The organism is Nocardioides sp. GY 10113 (assembly GCF_004919105.1).
In the GTDB taxonomy this organism is placed as follows: Bacteria; Actinomycetota; Actinomycetes; order Propionibacteriales; family Nocardioidaceae; genus Nocardioides.
In genome coordinates this window covers 371,564-387,603 of sequence record NZ_STGK01000001.1, presented here as the reverse complement: position 1 = coordinate 387,603, position 16,040 = coordinate 371,564, and the positions used below count along the sequence as shown (strand labels likewise).

14 protein-coding genes are annotated in these 16,040 nt (G+C 73.7%); all 14 read right to left on the bottom strand.

What is annotated here, in order from left to right; genetic code table 11:
• Positions 1–15: 15 nt before the first annotated feature.
• The 14 genes from E8D34_RS01635 to E8D34_RS01570 all read right to left on the bottom strand — a co-directional run bounded on the left by E8D34_RS01635 (position 16) and on the right by E8D34_RS01570 (position 16,031).
• Positions 16–1,425, bottom strand: a complete 1,410-nt coding sequence (locus E8D34_RS01635; RefSeq protein WP_136592808.1) for a bifunctional cytidylyltransferase/SDR family oxidoreductase — start codon at positions 1,423–1,425, stop codon at positions 16–18.
• A gap of 56 nt (positions 1,426–1,481) precedes the next feature.
• A complete protein-coding gene (locus tag E8D34_RS01630; protein WP_136592807.1) occupies positions 1,482–2,726 on the bottom strand; it encodes a hypothetical protein in 1,245 nt (414 codons plus the stop codon).
• Complete coding sequence (locus tag E8D34_RS01625) at positions 2,723–3,598, bottom strand: hypothetical protein (RefSeq protein ID WP_136592806.1); 876 nt, start codon at positions 3,596–3,598, stop codon at positions 2,723–2,725. Before E8D34_RS01625 ends, E8D34_RS01630 begins: the two co-directional genes overlap by 4 nt.
• The gene (locus E8D34_RS01620) at positions 3,598–7,164 is read right to left on the bottom strand and encodes a CDP-glycerol glycerophosphotransferase family protein (RefSeq protein WP_136592805.1); all 3,567 of its coding nucleotides are present in this window, start codon (positions 7,162–7,164) and stop codon (positions 3,598–3,600) included. The genes E8D34_RS01625 and E8D34_RS01620 overlap by 1 nt, the downstream gene beginning before the upstream one ends.
• Positions 7,165–7,315: 151 nt before the next feature.
• Complete coding sequence (locus E8D34_RS01615; RefSeq protein WP_136592804.1) at positions 7,316–7,915, bottom strand: hypothetical protein; 600 nt, start codon at positions 7,913–7,915, stop codon at positions 7,316–7,318.
• Between the two features lie 133 nt (positions 7,916–8,048).
• On the bottom strand, positions 8,049–8,558 hold the full coding sequence (locus tag E8D34_RS01610; protein ID WP_136592803.1) for a DUF3180 family protein: 510 nt from the start codon (positions 8,556–8,558) through the stop codon (positions 8,049–8,051).
• On the bottom strand, positions 8,555–9,124 hold the full coding sequence (folK, locus tag E8D34_RS01605; protein WP_136592802.1) for a 2-amino-4-hydroxy-6-hydroxymethyldihydropteridine diphosphokinase: 570 nt from the start codon (positions 9,122–9,124) through the stop codon (positions 8,555–8,557). The genes E8D34_RS01610 and folK overlap by 4 nt, the downstream gene beginning before the upstream one ends.
• Entirely contained in the window at positions 9,124–9,558 is a 435-nt protein-coding gene (gene folB / locus E8D34_RS01600) for a dihydroneopterin aldolase (RefSeq protein ID WP_136592801.1), read from the bottom strand. The genes folK and folB overlap by 1 nt, the downstream gene beginning before the upstream one ends.
• On the bottom strand, positions 9,555–10,436 hold the full coding sequence (folP, locus tag E8D34_RS01595) for a dihydropteroate synthase (protein WP_240771031.1): 882 nt from the start codon (positions 10,434–10,436) through the stop codon (positions 9,555–9,557). Before folP ends, folB begins: the two co-directional genes overlap by 4 nt.
• 25 nt (positions 10,437–10,461) lie before the next feature.
• Positions 10,462–11,067, bottom strand: a complete 606-nt coding sequence (gene folE / locus E8D34_RS01590) for a GTP cyclohydrolase I FolE (protein WP_206056511.1) — start codon at positions 11,065–11,067, stop codon at positions 10,462–10,464.
• 27 nt (positions 11,068–11,094) lie between these two features.
• Positions 11,095–13,146 (bottom strand): ATP-dependent zinc metalloprotease FtsH, encoded by a 2,052-nt coding sequence (gene ftsH, locus E8D34_RS01585; RefSeq protein ID WP_136592799.1) that lies wholly within the window; start codon positions 13,144–13,146, stop codon positions 11,095–11,097.
• A 174-nt stretch (positions 13,147–13,320) separates the two neighbouring features.
• Positions 13,321–13,872, bottom strand: coding sequence for a hypoxanthine phosphoribosyltransferase (hpt, locus tag E8D34_RS01580; RefSeq protein ID WP_136592798.1), 552 nt, complete (start codon positions 13,870–13,872; stop codon positions 13,321–13,323).
• Between the two features lie 69 nt (positions 13,873–13,941).
• On the bottom strand, positions 13,942–14,955 hold the full coding sequence (tilS, locus tag E8D34_RS01575) for a tRNA lysidine(34) synthetase TilS (protein WP_136592797.1): 1,014 nt from the start codon (positions 14,953–14,955) through the stop codon (positions 13,942–13,944).
• Between the two features lie 17 nt (positions 14,956–14,972).
• Positions 14,973–16,031, bottom strand: a complete 1,059-nt coding sequence (locus E8D34_RS01570) for a zinc-dependent metalloprotease (RefSeq protein ID WP_240771030.1) — start codon at positions 16,029–16,031, stop codon at positions 14,973–14,975.
• Positions 16,032–16,040: the final 9 nt, after the last annotated feature.

The window sequence follows — 16,040 nt, the reverse complement described above, 5'->3', positions numbered from 1 at the left end:
GACCGCCCGGCCCGGTCAGAGGCCGAACGGGTCGTCCCTGCGGACGTCGTAGACGTGGCCGGACTGCTCGGAGACCAGGACGTCGATCGACGTGCGCGCCACCGTCGGGGAGTCGAGCAGCGTGCCGGGCGCCTCCTGGCCGAAGGCGCGCGTACGCATCGGGGTGGCGGTCCGCTCCGGGTTGATGCAGTTGACCCGGACCCCGGCGTCGGCCCACTCGTCGGCCAGCGCCTGGGTCAGGTTGACCGTGGCCGCCTTCGCCGAGGAGTAGAGCGCGTAGCCGGAGCGGCCCCGGGTGTAGGAGCTCGAGGTGAACAGCAGGAGCGAGCCGCCGGTCGCCGCCAGGTGCGGGAAGAACTCCTGAGCGATGAAGATCGGCCCCAGGTAGTTGATCTCGGTGGCGCTGTAGATCGTCTCCTCGCTGGTCTCGCTCAGCTCGCCGCGCGGCAGCACCCCGGCGGTGTTGACCACGAAGTCGACCGAGCCGGTGACCTCGAGCGCCTTCTTCGCGGCAGCCGCGACATCCGCTCGGCGACCGACGTCCGTGTTCGTGGTCGACCGGCTGAACGTGATCACGTGCGCGCCGTAGGAGGCCGCCACCTCCGCGATGTCGGCGCCGATGCCGTAGCTGCCGCCGAAGACGACCACCGTCTTGCCGGCCAGCGCCTCGCGGTAGCCCTCCTCGGTCCGGGTGCGCGGCAGGTCGATGCCGGTCAGCTGGAAGAGCTTGTCGGCGATGAAGACGTCGATCGGCTCGGTGACCTTCATGTTCCGGTCGTCGCCCCGCACCACGATGATCGGCTCGTCGGGCAGGTAGCGCAGGACGACGCTGCAGTCGTCGGTGGCCGCGAAGTCCGGGTCCTGGCCGGCCAGCTCGTAGGCGCGCGCGAGCACCTCGAGCCGGAAGGCCTGCGGGGTCTGGCCCCGGCGCAGCGACGCGCGCGGGGGGATGTTGCTGATCGTGTCGGCGCCGTCGACCTCGATGATCGTGTCGGCCGAGGGGATCGCCACGTCGACGGCCGGGTACTCCTCCAGCGCGGCGAAGCACTCCCCGATGATCCGCGGGGTGACCAGCGGTCGCACCGCGTCGTGCAGCAGGATCCGGACCTCAGCGCCGCCGGCCGTGGCGTGCAGGTGCTCGATCGCGCGCAGCGTGGTGTCGTTGCGGGTCTCGCCGCCCTCGAGGATCCCGGTCACCTTCGGGTAGGCGCCGCTCCGGGTGATCTGGCGGACCGCGTCCAGGTGGCCCGGCGCCATCATCACGACGACCTCGTGCACGTCCGGGTGGTCGTGGAGGGTGACCAGGGTGTGCTCGAGCAGGGTCTTCCCGGCCACCTTGATCAGCTGCTTGGGGATGTCGAGGCCGACGCGGCTGCCCACCCCTCCTGCGAGGAGCACAGCGACGTTCTTCACTTCTGCGGACATGCCGGCATCAACCTTTCCGAGCCTTGGCCGCTCGGCCAGCGACCCGGTCCGACAGGCTATCCGCTGGGGTGCCGCGGTGCCGCACCGGGAAGCCTGTCCCGCACCCGCCGGGCCAGGCGCCGAGCCCTCCTCCGCCAGGCCGGCCCCTCGGCGGCGGGCGCCGGGCTCGACGCGGCGGAGGCCAGCACGACGGCGCGATGCCGGGACCACACCCGCTGCTCGGCGACGCCGGCCCCCGGACGTGGGCTCTGCACGCCGCGGACGCCGGTCATCCCGTTGACGAGGCCCGCCACCAGGGCGCCCAGCACGGCTGGGTCCACCCCCTCGACCTGCTCGTTCTCCCCGGTCTCCGGCGCCAGCGCGGGGTCCCCGAGCAGGTCGAGCGAGCCGACGACGCGCGCGCCGGACGCCTCGATCTCCCGGGCGAAGCCGGCGCCGATCTCCAGCGCCCGGCGCACCGCCCACTCGGGCGTCCGCAGCTTGTGGTCCCCCGCGGTCGGCGGCCGGGCCTGGACCGCGCGCGCGGCCCCGAACCGGACGAACCGGTCGTAGTCGACGTCGTCCCAGGCCTCCCGCCTGCGCAGGCCGTTGAAGGCGCGCATCAGCTCGGCCTCCTCGAGGGTCAGCGACCGGTTGGCCCGGTCGCCGCTGGGGACGAGCGTGCCCGGCGGGACGTCGAGCAGGCGCTCGAAGCCGCCGAGCAGGACCCCGGGGTCCCGGTCGTCCACGACGACGACGGTGACCCGGTCCGCACCCGCCGCGGCCACCCATCGCCGCACCAGGAGGTCGTGGCGGTGCCGGCCCCAGAAGGTCGGGGTGAGCTGGGGGCCGTCGAGGTCGCCCAGCGTGACCTCCAGCCACCGCTCGTAGGGCGCGGCGAGCTTGTTCTGGACGTACTGCTGCCACTGCGAGCCGATGATCCGGGCGAGCGGCCGCAGCGTGATGACGACGTGCGCGCCCGGCCCGAGCCGGTCCAGCAGCCAGCCGGTCCGCTCGTCGCCGGCCTCGGAGTAGAACTCGCTGCTGATGACGCCCACCCTCGGCCGCCGGTCGTGCAGCTCGGCCACCATCCGGAGCCACTCGGCGCGGTGCACGGCGAGGTCCCTGCCGGGGTCGACCCGGTCCGTGGCCACGGCGGTGGCCGGTGCCATCTCGTGCGTGCTGCTTCCCGGGTACTCGACGCCGAGCCCGGTCAGGGTCGCCCGGCTGTCCCAGAGCGCGCGCTGGATCGCGGTGGTCCCGGTCTTGTGCGGGCCGATGTGGAACAGGATCGAGCCGTCGGGGAGCGCGAGGTCGTTCATCGGGCCCACCCTCGGGGGTGGTCTTCGACGGCACCGTCGCCCGGGACGGCGGCGGGTCGTTCCACCTGTCCCCGCAGGACCTCGGCCGCGCACTCCACGGCCAGGTCCAGCGGCACCCGGCCCGCCACCGGCGGCACCGGCCAGAGCAGCAGGTCGCGGCGGCCGTGCAGCCGGATCCCGGCGTCGATCAGGGCGTTCTGAACCCGGCGCGACTCGGCGCGCAGCGCGGGGGCGTCCGCCAGCTCCTCGGCCGGCGCATCGGCCGACGCCAGTCCGCGGGCGAGCACGTCGGCGGCGTCGCCGGCGGCCGCCGCGGCGGTGATCCAGGTCGGCGGGCGGCCGGTGGTGCGCGCCGCCGCGAGGCCGGCAGCGAAGGCGCCCAGGGCCCCTGACCCTCCGGCGCCGGCGGGGCCGGCGGGGCCGCCGGTCGAGCTGCCCGGCAGCAGGTCCTCGAGCACCGGGTCGTCGGCGCTGTGCTCGACGGCGGCGCCGACGTCGAGCAGGGGCCGCTCGCCGATGGCCATCGCCACCACCTGCGCGGCCTCGCGCGGCGGATCGGGCCAGCAGAAGAGCACGGTGCTCGCCGCGGGGTGGGATTCGGCGAGCGCGAGGACGCCGTCGCGCCAGGCGTGCAGCGAGACCATCCGCTCCGCGAGGCCGCCCGCGGGCAGCCAGTCGACCACCGGTGCCGCCACCAGCAGCACCCGCTCCCCGTCGTCAGGGTCGGCGCCGCGCAGGGCCTCCCCGGTCACCCGGGTGCCCCCGTCGACCTGAACGGCGGCGACCCGCGCACCGGCGCGGCCAGCCCACCAACCAGCGTGCGAGAACTCGTTGACGCCCGGCAGCCCCGAAGGGAGCACGACGGCGCGCATCAGTCCGCCGACCCGCCCACGAAGGCCTCGGCCACCCGGCGAGCCGAGTCCCCGGTCTGCAGGTAGTTGTAGGTGCGGTGGAACCGGTCCAGCTCCGGGGCCGAGCGCTCAGCCAGTGCCGGCAGGTCCCGGAGCAGCTCGACCGCCTCGTCAGCGGTGTCCACCAGCGGACCGGGCGCCGAGTCGCGGTAGTCGAAGAGGAAGCCGCGGACGTCTCCGACGTAGGTGTCCAGGTCGGGGACGAGGAAGACCATCGGCCGGCGGGTGAGGGCGAAGTCGAACCGGAGCGAGGAGTAGTCAAGGACCGCGGCGTCGGCGGCCAGGATGAGGTGGTTGATCTCCGGGTAGTCGGTGACGTCGAGGATCTGCGCGCCCGGCGCGCCCGGACGCCGGACGGCGCCCGCGTGGAACCGGTGCCCGCGCATCAGCAGGACGTAGTCGGGTCCGAGGGCGCGGCTCGCGCTCTCCAGGTCCAGGTGCGAGACGATCTCGGCCCGCCGCCAGTTGGTCGCCAGGTCGTCGCGCCACGTCGGCGCGTAGAGGATCACCTTCTGCTCGGGCGAGATGCCGAGGCGGCGGCGGGTCTCCTCGCGCAGCCGCTCCGCGTCCGGTCCGACCAGCTCGTCGTCGCGGGGGTAGCCATGGCTGTGGATCGGCCCCTCGTAGGCGTACTCCCGGCGGTAGTGCTCGTCCATCTCCGGGGCCGGGGTGAGGATCAGGTCCCAGGTGCCCGAGGTCCGCTCCAGCTCCAGCGCGATCCGGCGCGGGGTGTTCTGCTTGGCGCGCCACATCCGCAGGCCCATCGACTTGGCCGGGTACCCGTGGAAGGTCTGCAGCAGTCGCTGGCCCGGCTTGCGCCGGAACCAGCGGTCGGGGTCGATGTTCAGGCAGAGGTAGCGCACCGAGCCCAGCACCCGGTACCACTCGCGCGAGCCCATCAGCACCGGTACGCCGCCCTCCGGGACCCACGACGCGGACGAGTGGACGCCCCAGTAGAGGGTGAGGTCGGGGCGGGTGCGGCGCAGCTCGTGGTGCAGCGCCAGCTGGCTGTCGGTCGCGGACGCCCCGGCATAGGACTGCAGGTAGACGGCGTCCTCGAGGGGGAAGTCGGTCGCGGCGTACCAGTCCTGGAGGGACTGCTGGGCGAAGCCGCCGCGCTCGTCGTCGGCGAGCGCGCGGTTCAGGCCCAGCTGCCAGCCCTCGGCCGTCCGACGCAGTCCGGAGGTGAACCTCGTGCCGACGTCGAATCCGTGCAGCCGGGCGATCGCCCGCTCGCCGAGGAGCGGCTCGACGTCGCCGCGAGCGGTGCGAACCTCGATCCGGTAGGGCCCGGGCGCCACCGGCGCGGCACCGAGACCCCACCGGTCGGACAGCAGCGAGAAGTCGACCCGGAGGCCGCCGTCGACCTGCGTCAGCGCGCCGGGCAGGCGAACGGCGCCGACGAGCTCGACGTCGACCGCCTCCGGCGGCTCCGCGGCCAGCCACCGGCAGGTCGCCGTGACGGACTCCTCGTCGACCACGACCTCGTCCACGACCAGCAGGTCGGCCGCCTCGAGCAGCGACACGCATCCGTCGGGCTGGCGGGCGCCGACGACGCCGCCCTCGCCCACCCCGAGCCAGAGGTCGTCGACGGCAGGCCAGCGCAGCCGCCGGCCGCGGGCGTCCGGGTCGGGGCCGTGCAGCAGGAGGCTCCAGAGCGACCCGCCGGCGGGCGCCCCCGGAAGCTCGAGCCGGAAGACGGCGCGGTCCGGCGCCTGCAGGGCGACCTCCGCCACGCACCGCGTCCCGGCCGGGCCGCCGACGGTGGCGCTCACCGTCGCCGCGGGGTTGCCGCGGGGGTCGAGCGTGCCGGTCACGACCCGCCCCTCGACCCGGAGCTCCAGCAGCCGCGGGAGCGGGTCGGGGCACACCACGAGGCCGGTCGGGCGGGAGCGGCCGGCGAGCGTCACCAGGTCGTCACCGGAGGACCGTGGCGCCAGTGGCGCCTGGCCCAGGTAGCCGGCGCCCCCGAAGTCGTCGATCTCCCCGATCCGGCCCGTGCGACGCACGCCATCGGTCGTCAGCGTGACCTCGAAGGCCCAGTCGGCGGCGCCCGTGTCCGCCATCGCGGGCAGGGAGAGCCGGCGCAGCTCGGCCACCGGCACCGTCGCGACGAACGCTCCCCAGGAGTAGTCCTGGAAGCGGTTGCCGGGCAGGTTGGCCCGCAGGTCGCGGAACTGGCGCACGGCCAGCTCGACCCGCTGCCCACCCGCCGGGTCGACCAGGGCGCACGTCAGCTCGGGTGTCCGGCCCATGCCGACGTGCTCGATGTGGGCGGTGACCGTCACCTCGATCTCGTCATCGCCCACCCAGCGCAGGTCGCGCAGCGTGGCCCGCAGCCGCGTCTGCTCCGCGGTCATCTCGTAGAGCTCCGCGGGCACCCCCAGGTCGGCGTCGTCGTGGAAGGGCAGCAACGCCCACACCCGGCCGTCCCGGACCTCGGTCCGCCGGTCTCCCCCGGTGAAGAGGCGCTGGGTCGCGTAGTCGGCCAACCGCTCGCGGTGGTCGTTCAGCAGCAGCCACAGCTGCACCCGGGCGTCGGCCGACAGCCGGGGCCAGACCTGGTCGCGCGCCCGCTCGAGCAGCGCACGCACGCCGTCGCGCAGCAGCGCCCACCGCTCGTCGTCGGCACGCTCGACGTCGGCGAGGAAGGGCGCGGTGCCGACGTCGAGGACGCCCCACAGCCACCACGCGAGCACGTCCTGGTCCTCGAGCGCCTCGACCTGGCGTCGCAGCCGGTCGGACTCGGCCAGCCACTCGGCGAGCCGGTCGAACGCGTCGGGGGTGTGCCCGACGGCCACGCCGTCGCGGCGCCGGGTGGGCAGGTAGGTGGGCTCGGTGAGCAGGTCGACGGCGGGCGCGGCGGAGAGCAGGCTCAGCACCGCGTCGGCCCCGCTCGCCACCTCCGGGGTGAACCGGGCACCGGACTCACGCCACAGGCGCCCGGTGAAGAGTCGGTTGCCCAGGAGCAGGTCGGTGACGGCGACCGGGTGCTCGGCCAGCGCCGTGCCGCTGACGTGCTCCTCGTGAGCGGCGCGGTACGACGCGAAGGGGACGTGGCCCGCGACGCCGGCCTCGCGCATCGTCCCCACGACCAGCGGCGAGCCGCTGCTGCGATGAGCACGCACCAGCCGGGCGATCCCGCGCGGCGGGAAGTCGTCGCCACCGGAGCCCACCACCACCAGCTCCGCGAGCGCCGCCTCGACGCCCGCGTTGCGGGCGGAGGCCAGGGAGTCCTGCGGGGCGAGCAGGCGGATCCGGTCGTCCTGGGCCGCGAGCGCAGCGGCCGTCGCGGACACCCGCTCATGGCGCCCGTAGGGCACCACGGCGACGTCCAGAGCGCGGTGGGTCTGCGCCTGCAGCGACCGCAGGCACTGCTCGATCCGGGTGGTCTCCTCGTCGCTGACCGGCACGACCACCGTGACCTGCGGTCCGCCGGGCCGCCTCTCCGCCGCCGGCTCGCGAAGCCTCAGCGACTCCGAGAGCGCTCGCAGCGCGCCGCGGACTCGGGTTCCCGCACGAGCCAACGCTGTTCCTTCCAGGGTCCACGAGAGGGGGCGCTCACGCCCACCGTGACGATCCCAGGATCCTAGGGCGCCGGGGCCCCGCGCGGGAACTCGGACCCCAGCCGCCGCGGGAGCTCCCGCGGGCTCAGGCCGGGCCGGTGCTCTCGCGGGCTCAGGCCGAACGGGAGACCCGCGCCTTCCAGCCGGCGAGCTCGCCGCGGAGCGACTCGACCTCGGACTCCAGCTCGGCGACCCGGACGACGGCGTTCGCGGCGCGCTCCTCGGCCTCCTCGAGGCGGAGCGACAGCTGTGCCGAGGCGTTCTCGGCGGTGTTCGCGCGCTGAGCGGCGGCGGCGACCCGTTCGGTCGCGTCGGCCAGCCGGCGGCGGGCGTCGACGAGCTCGGCGGCAGCGGCCGAGAGGCGCTTCTCCAGGCGGGCGACGGTGGCGTCGCGCTGGGCGATCTTCTTCTGCATCCCCGCGACGAACTCGAGGTTCTCCTGCGCCTGCACGTCGGCCATCTTCCGATAGGCCTGAGCCTGCTCGGCCCGGTCGCGGGCCGCGTCGCGACGGGTGGCGAGGAGCTCGGAGTGGGTGATCTTGGTGGCGGCGGCGCCGAGCAGCACCGCGGCCACGGCGGTGCTGGCAGCGGCGGCCCAGGACCCGGCGAGAAGCCCGCCGGTGACCGCGCCGGCGGCGAGCACCAGCAGGGCCACAGCGGCCAGGACGCGCGCCGAGCGCTGGCGACGGCGGGAACCGACAGGTCTAGTCATGCTGGCACCGTATGCGCCACGCGGGTCGGAGGCGCGGCGACGCGCCGTGTGACCAGGGACTCGGTCCCAGCCGTTTGCCGAGGTCAGCGCGGCATTCCGGGAGCGGGCGCGGTCGACCCGGGGGTCGCCGGGCTCAGTCGTCCTCGGTGCGGACCCGGCACGCGCGCTCCAGCAGCAGCCCGCCCACCGCCACCAGCAGCCCACAGACGGCGGCGACCAGCGAGCGCACCTGACGGACGTCGGCCAGCTCGGCGGGATCGCCGATCCAGCTCACCGCGTAGCCGAGGTAGCCGGCGCCCACGAAGGCGCCCACGATCGCGGAGGCACGGGCCAACAGCAGCCGGTTGACCGCGTGCTGCGTGGCCAGGCGCTCGCGGCGTACCTGCACCGCGCGGTGCGTGGCCCAGGCGGTGTAGCCGAGGATGGCGGCCAGCAGCAGCAGTGCCAGCGGCTGCGCCCACGACACCAGCGGCGGCACCCAGCCCACGCGGCTGCAGACGGCGTGAACTCCCCAGCCGACGACCACGCCGGCCACGGCCCAACCGAGCAGGGTGGAGATCGAGGTGGGCGGGATCGACCCCGGGCCAGGGGTCGGCCCTTCCTCCCGGTTCTCCTCCCGGTGGTTCCCGGGCTCCGGGCTCACTCGAACTCGAGCACCAGGTCGTCGCGTCGGGTCAGGCCGTCGGTGCCGACCTTGTCCAGGAGGTCCGCGACCGCGCCGTGGTCCAGCAGGTGCGCATCCGGCTCGAGGTCCAGCCAGGGCCGGAGCACGAACGCACGCTCGGCGGCGCGCGGGTGCGGCAGGATCAGCGACGGCTTGTCGCTGCGACGGTCACCGACCACGATCAGGTCCACGTCCAGGGTCCGCGGAGCGTTCTGCTCCTCGCCGCGCAGCCGGTCGAAGGCGTCCTCGACGGCGAGCGCCCGGTCGAGCAGGCGGCTGGCGGACAGCGTGGTGTCCGCGAGGATGACGGCGTTCAGGAAGGTGCCCGCGTCCGCCGGGGAGTCGACCGGCTCGGTCTCGTAGACCGGCGAGACCGAGGTGAGCCACACGTCCGGGGTGTCGGCGAGCGCCGAGACCGCCCCCTGCAGGTTGCCGAAACGGTCCCCGAGGTTCGAACCGAGGGCGATCACCACCCGCCGGATCGGCCGCATCTCGCCGGTCAGCGTGTCGGCGTCGATGATGTTCGGATTCGGGGTCTCGGTCATCAGTGGCCCTCTCCCATTCCGGCTTCGTCCGGGTGTCGTGTGCTGGTGCTGGCGGATGTGCGGGTGCGCGTACGCGTGATGGTCAACGTGACGTCGCCGAACGGGTGGTCGATCGGGGCATCGGGCTTGTGCACGGTCACTCGCGCCCATTCAACACGGGTGTCCAAGAGGCAGACGTCGGCGATCCGCGCGGCCAGCTTCTCGATCAGGTCCACCGGGTCGCGCTCGACCGCCGACGCCACTTCGGCGACGAGGCTTCCGTAATCAACGGTGTCACGCAAGTCATCCGAGGCGGCCGCCGGCGCGGTGTCCACGCCGAGGGTCAGATCGATGACGAAGCGCTGTCCCTCGCGCCTCTCCGTGGCGAACACGCCGTGGTGTCCCCAGCACTCGATACCGGTCACCGACAGCTCGTCGAGGGGGGCCGGGGTCATGGCTCCACCTTCCCATCCCCGGATCCGGCGCCGACACCGGCCCGCCAGTGCCGCGCGACGCGCACCGCGTCGAGGTGGTCCCGGACGGCGTGCACACGCACGCACCACACCGGGGCCCCGGCCGCGCCGGCCGCCAGCAGGGTGGTCAGCGCCAGCCCCGCCGCCTCCCGCTCCCCGGTCGGGCGCGGAGCGCCGTCGGGCCCGGCCAGCAGGCGGCCCAGGAAGGTCTTGCGGCTCGCCCCGACCAGCAGCGGGAAGCCCAGGTCGGCGAGCCGGTCCAGCCGGCGCAGCAGCTCCCAGTTGTGCTCGGGCTGCTTCGCGAAGCCCAGGCCGGGGTCGAGGACGATCCGCTCCGCGGCCACGCCGGCCGACCGGATCGCGGCGACCCGGTCGGCGAGCTCGGCGCGAACCGCCTCCACCACACCACCGGGGCCGTCGTACCGGGCGAAGTCCTGCATCCGGTCGCTGTGGGCGCGCCAGTGCATCGCGACGTACGTCGCGCCGGCCGCGGCGGTGACCGCCAGGATCTCGGGGTCGGCCAGGCCGCCGGAGACGTCGTTGACGATCTCGGCGCCGGCCGCGAGCGCGGCCTCGGCCACCTCCGCGCGCATCGTGTCCACCGAGACCCGCGCACCGGCGGCGACGAGCCCCGCGATCACCGGCACCACCCGGTCCAGCTCCTCCCCGACCAGCGGCCGGGTGGCGCCGGGGCGGGTCGACTCGCCGCCGACGTCGAGGATGTCGGCTCCGTCGGCCAGCAGCCGCAGGCCGTGCGCGACGGCGCGATCGGTGTCGTCGTACCGGCCGCCGTCGGAGAAGGAGTCGGGGGTGACGTTGACGACGCCCATCACCAAGGGCGCCGCCGATGTCGTGCTCATGGTCGCCGAGGCTATCGAGGCGACGTCACTGCCGCGGGCTGTGGATCAGCGACATCGCCTCGGCGCGGGTGGCGGGGTCGCGCATCTGCCCCCGGACGGCGGAGGTCAGCGTGCGCGCTCCGGCCTTGCGCACCCCGCGCATGGTCATGCACAGGTGCTCGGCCTCGATCACCACGATCACCCCGCGGGCGTCCAGGATCTCCACCAGCGCGTCGGCGACCTGGGTGGTCAGCCGCTCCTGGACCTGCGGGCGCTTCGCGTACACGTCGACCAGGCGGGCCAGCTTGGACAGGCCGGTGATCTTGCCGCTCTCCGCCGGGATGTAGCCCACGTGCGCCACGCCGGTGAACGGCACCAGGTGGTGCTCGCACATCGACCACAGCTCGATGTCGCGCACCAGCACCATCTCGTCGTGACCGAGGTCGAAGGTGGTGGTGAGGACGTCCTCGGGGTCCATCCGCAGGCCGACGGTCAGCTCGGCGTAGGCCCGGGCGACCCGGGCCGGCGTCTCGCGCAGGCCCTCGCGGTCGGGGTCCTCCCCGATCGCGGCGAGCAGCTCACGGACAGCGGCCTCGGCCCGGTCCTGGTCGAACGCCGCGACGTCGGCGCCGCGCCGCTTCGGGAGGGTGATGGGGTCGGTCAATGGTTCCGTCTCCGCTCAGGACGCCGACGGCGTTGTCGGGTCGCTCGGCGGGACCGGCGGCGTGCCGCCCAGCACGTCGCCACCGGGCCCCGGAGGGGTCAGCACCTGGCCGGCCGTCGGAACGTCGGGCTTGGTGCCGTTCTGCGCCCGGCGGCGGATCTCCTCGGGGATCTCCACCGGCGGGATCGCCGAGGGCACCCGGGTCGGCGAACCGGTCCAGGCCGGCCGCTCCGGACGGCGGCGCAGCGGCTCGAAGAGCGAGGCCACCTCCGCCTTGTCCAGGGTCTCCTTGTCCAGCAGGGCCAGGACGAGGGAGTCCAGGACGTCGCGGTTCTCCTCCAGGATGTCGAACGCCTCCTGGTGGGCGTGGGCCAGCAGCAGCTTGGTCTCCTCGTCCACGATCGCGGCGACGTCCTCGGAGTAGTTGCGCGAGTGGCCCAGGTCGCGGCCCAGGAACGGCTCGGAGTTCGACTCGCCCAGCTTGATCGCGCCGAGGCGCTCGGTCATGCCGTACTGGGTGACCATCGCCCGGGCCACGTTGGTGGCCTTCTCGATGTCGTTGCCGGCACCGGTGGTCGGGTCGTGGAAGACCATCTCCTCCGCCGCGCGGCCACCCAGCATGTAGGCGAGCTTGTCCAGCATCTCGCTGCGGGTCTGGGAGTACTTGTCCTCGTCGGGCAGCACCATCGTGTAGCCCAGCGCCCGACCACGCGGCAGGATCGTGATCTTGTGCACCGGGTCGGTGCCCGGAAGCGCCGCCGCGACCAGGGCGTGGCCGCCCTCGTGGTAGGCGGTGATCAGCTTCTCCTTCTCCGTCATCAGACGGGTCCGGCGCTGCGGTCCGGCGATCACGCGGTCGATCGCCTCGTCCAGCAGACCGGCGGTGATCACCTTCTGGTTGCTGCGGGCGGTCAGCAGCGCGGCCTCGTTCAGCACGTTGGCCAGGTCGGCGCCGCTGAACCCCGGCGTACGGCGGGCCACGTTGGTCAGGTCGACGTCCGCCGAGAGCGGCTTGCCGCGGGAGTGGACCTCGAGGATCATCTTGCGGCCCGACAGGTCGGGCGCGTCGACCTGGATCTGGCGGTCGAAGCGGCCCGGGCGCAGCAACGCCGGGTCGAGCACGTCGGGCCGGTTGGTGGCCGCGATCAGGATCACGCCGCCACGCACGTCGAAGCCGTCCATCTCGACCAGCAGCTGGTTGAGGGTCTGCTCGCGCTCGTCGTGGCCGCCGCCCATGCCGGCGCCACGGTGCCGGCCGACGGCGTCGATCTCGTCGATGAAGACGATCGCCGGCGCGTTCTCCTTGGCCTGCTCGAACAGGTCGCGGACGCGGGAGGCGCCGACGCCGACGAACATCTCGACGAAGTCGGAGCCGGAGATCGAGTAGAAGGGGACGCCGGCCTCGCCGGCCACGGCGCGGGCCAGCAGCGTCTTGCCGGTGCCCGGCGGACCGTAGAGCAGCACGCCCTTGGGGATCTTGGCGCCCACGGCCTGGAACTTCGCCGGCTCGGAGAGGAACTCCTTGATCTCGTCGAGCTCCTCGATCGCCTCGTCGCAGCCGGCGACGTCGGCGAAGGTGGACTTGGGCATGTCCTTGGAGATCAGCTTGGCCTTGGACTTGCCGAACTGCATCACGCCGCGGCCGCCGCCCTGGACGTTGTTCATCAGGAAGATGAACAGCAGGATGATCAGCGCGAACGGCAGCAGCGTGGCCAGGATCGACCCGAGCAGGCTGGGCTGCGGGTTCTCCGAGTTCGACTCCTCGATGGTGCCGGCCTCGACCTGCTTGTCGACCATCTTGAGCAGCGTCTCCTGCTGCCCCTGGATGTAGTAGGCGGCCACCTGGTCACCGGACTCGCGGACGCCGGAGTCGAGGGTCGCCTCGATCTTCTGGTCGCCGTCGATGAAGGTGATGTCCTTGACCTCACCCTTGTCGATGTAGCTGGCCAGCTTCGACGTCGAGACCTCGTCGTACCCGCCACCGGGCGCCAGGAACTCCAGAGCGAGGACGACGGCCAGCACCGCCACCACGATCCACAGCCAGGGTCCCCTGAAAACGCGCTTCACAGACTTCCGCTCCCGCCGACGACACGTTGGTCCGGATGACGGTACACGTCACCAGGCATTCCATTGTTCCCGGTCCGTGGTGACCGGGTACTGCGAAAACGCGTACCGGCCCCCCGGGGTTCCGCTACCGGACCCGGATCCGGTACGACGCGGGGGTGATCCGCGTCGCGCGGATCAGGAGTACACGTGCGGCGCGAGGGTGCCGATGTCGCGCATGTTGCGGTACTTCTCCCGGTAGTCGAGGCCGTAGCCGACCACGAACTCGTTGGGGATGTCCCAGCCGACGTACTTGGCCTGGACGGCCATGGTCAGCGCCTCCGGCTTGCGCAGGAGCGTGCAGATCTCGACGCTCGCCGGGTTGCGGGAGGCCAGGTTCTTGGTCAGCCAGGAGAGGGTGAGGCCGGTGTCGATGATCTCGTCGACGATCACCACGTGCCGGCCGGCGATGTCGGCGTCGAGGTCCTTGAGGATCCGCACCACGCCGGAGGACTTGGTGCCCGAGCCGTAGGAGGAGACCGCCATCCAGTCCATCTCCACGTGGCGGTTCAGCGACCGCGCCAGGTCGGCCATCACCATCACCGCGCCGCGCAGCACGCCGACGATGACCAGGTCCTTGCCCTCGTAGTCACGCTCGATGTCGGCGGCCAGCTCGCCGAGGCGATCCTGGATCTGCTTCTCGGTGAAGAGAATCCCGGACAGGTCCTTCTCGACGTACGAGGAATCCATGGGGCAACTGTGGCACACCGGCCCGGGACCGACCCGAATCGCGAGCCCCTCCGGCGGGGGTGCTCCGGATCACTCCGCGACGGCCCCCGCGGACCCGGTACGCCGGAACCGGACGGCGCCCTCGGCGCGGACCGCGCTGACGTGCCCGGGCAGCTGCACCTCACCGGTGATCTCGGCCGCGGCCAGGTCGAGCAGGGCGCTGACGTGCACGTGGAACAGCTCCGCGTCGATCGCCCCCGCCTCCAGCGCGGCCAGGCGCAGCACGCGGGAGGCGACGGCCCGGTACTGCTCCCACAGCGGCCGCAGCGGCACCGCGACCCGGTCGCCGGGCTGCTCCCCGGCGGCCCGCAGCTCGGCGTAGACCCGCTCGGCGATCGCGTCCAGCGCCTCCACGTCGTCACGGACCTGGTCGGCGGTGCGAGCGAGGGTGGCCGCGACGCCCGGCCCCAGCTCGGCCTCCAGCACCGGCAGCACCCGCTGCCGGACCCGGACCCGGGTGTAGCCGGGGTCGCTGTTGTGCGGGTCGTCCCAGAACTCGATGCCCTCGACCTGGCAGGCGGTGACGGTGTCGTCGCGCGACACGTCGAGCAGCGGCCGGGCGTAGTGGTCGAAGCCGCGGCGCATCCCGGCCAGCGAGCGGCCGCCCGAGCCGCGGGCCAGCCCCAGCAGCACGGTCTCGGCCTGGTCGTCGCGGGTGTGGCCGAGCAGCACCAGGCGCGCCCCGAAGTGCTCGCGCATCTGCTCCAGCACGGCGTACCGGGCGCGCCGCGCCGCGGCCTCGGGGCCGACCCCGGCCGGGTCCACCTGGACCCGCGCGGCCGCGGTCTCGTCGACGCCCAGGGTCGCCATCTGCACCACCACGGCGTCCGCGTGGGCCGCGGAGCCCTCCTGGAGGCCGTGGTCGACCGTCGCGCCGACCACCCGGACGTGCCGCTTGCGCGCCTCGAAGATCGTCGCCGCGAGCAGCGCCAGCGAGTCCGGCCCGCCGGAGCAGGCGACCACCACGCTGTCACCGGGCTCGACGCCGTCCAGGCAGCGTCGTACGCCGCGCCGGACCGCGGCCACGGAGGGGTGCAGTGCCATCGGCGCCCGCGCCACCCTCAGCCGAGCACCCGGCGGACCCACGTGTCGGGGTCGCTGAGCTCGGCCTTGGCCGGCAGGTTCTCGGGACCCGCCCAGACGGCGTTGAACTCCTCCATGCCGACCTTGTCGACGACGGCGCGCACGAACGTGGCGCCGTCGCGGTACTGGGCCATCTTGGCCTCCAGCCCGAGCAGCCGGCGCAGCATCCGGTCGAGCGTGCCGACCCCCTGGCGGCGCTTGGTGAACCTGCGGCGGATCTCGGCGACGCTCGGGATCACCGACGGCCCCACGTCGTCCATCACCACGTCCGCGTGGCCCTCGAGCAGCGACATCATCCCGGTCACCCGGTCCAGCACCACCCGCTGCTCGGGGGTGCTGAACATCTCGACCAGGCTGCCGCCCTCCCGGCCGGCCGCCATCGCCTCGCGGATCCGGGCCAGCCCGCCCTCGAGGAAGGAGGACGGCTCGACGGTGTCGCTGATCTCCTGGATGGTGGCGTGCAGGTGCTCGCGCATCCACGGCACCGCCGTGAACTGCACCCGGTGGGTCTCCTCGTGCAGGCAGACCCAGAGGCGGAAGTCGTCGGGGTCCACCCCGAGCTCGCGCTCGACGTGGACGATGTTCGGCGCGACCAGCAGCAACCGGCCGTTCGGCGCGGTGACCGGCTGCCCGAACGGGTCGAACTGGCCGAGGACCTTCCCGGCCAGGAAGCCCAGCAGGCCGCCCACCTCGGCGCCGGTGACCTTCGAGCCGATCGTGCGACCGAAGCCCTCGGGGCTGTTGGCCGCCAGCTTGTCCACCAGCGGGCGGGTCGCCGCGGCGAACCCCTCGGCGTTGGCGCGCACCCACCCGGGACGGTCCACCACCAGCACGGGCGCCGTGCCCTCGGGGGCGTCGAGCCCGGTGAAGTCGCGGACCAGCTCGCCGGCCCGCTGCGCGCCGGCCCGCAGCTGGGCCACCGCACGGTCGGCCTCGGCGCGGGTCACCTGCGGCCCCTCCCCGGCCAGGCGGGTGCCGAGCGCGACGGCGACCTTCCAGTCGATCATCGCGGGCGCGGCGGCAGGCACGACGGTCATGGGGAGAGC

What these genes read in the sequence shown, in the direction of transcription:
- E8D34_RS01570 (WP_240771030.1), bottom strand. Translation starts at nt 16,031, where the DNA reads ATGACCGTCGTGCCTGCCGCCGCGCCCGCGATGATCGACTGGAAGGTC.
- E8D34_RS01635 (WP_136592808.1), bottom strand. Translation starts at nt 1,425, where the DNA reads ATGTCCGCAGAAGTGAAGAACGTCGCTGTGCTCCTCGCAGGAGGGGTG.
- E8D34_RS01630 (WP_136592807.1), bottom strand. Translation starts at nt 2,726, where the DNA reads ATGAACGACCTCGCGCTCCCCGACGGCTCGATCCTGTTCCACATCGGC.
- E8D34_RS01625 (WP_136592806.1), bottom strand. Translation starts at nt 3,598, where the DNA reads ATGCGCGCCGTCGTGCTCCCTTCGGGGCTGCCGGGCGTCAACGAGTTC.
- tilS (WP_136592797.1), bottom strand. Translation starts at nt 14,955, where the DNA reads ATGGCACTGCACCCCTCCGTGGCCGCGGTCCGGCGCGGCGTACGACGC.
- folK (WP_136592802.1), bottom strand. Translation starts at nt 9,124, where the DNA reads ATGACCGAGACCCCGAATCCGAACATCATCGACGCCGACACGCTGACC.
- folB (WP_136592801.1), bottom strand. Translation starts at nt 9,558, where the DNA reads ATGACCCCGGCCCCCCTCGACGAGCTGTCGGTGACCGGTATCGAGTGC.
- hpt (WP_136592798.1), bottom strand. Translation starts at nt 13,872, where the DNA reads ATGGATTCCTCGTACGTCGAGAAGGACCTGTCCGGGATTCTCTTCACC.
- folP (WP_240771031.1), bottom strand. Translation starts at nt 10,436, where the DNA reads ATGAGCACGACATCGGCGGCGCCCTTGGTGATGGGCGTCGTCAACGTC.
- E8D34_RS01615 (WP_136592804.1), bottom strand. Translation starts at nt 7,915, where the DNA reads ATGACTAGACCTGTCGGTTCCCGCCGTCGCCAGCGCTCGGCGCGCGTC.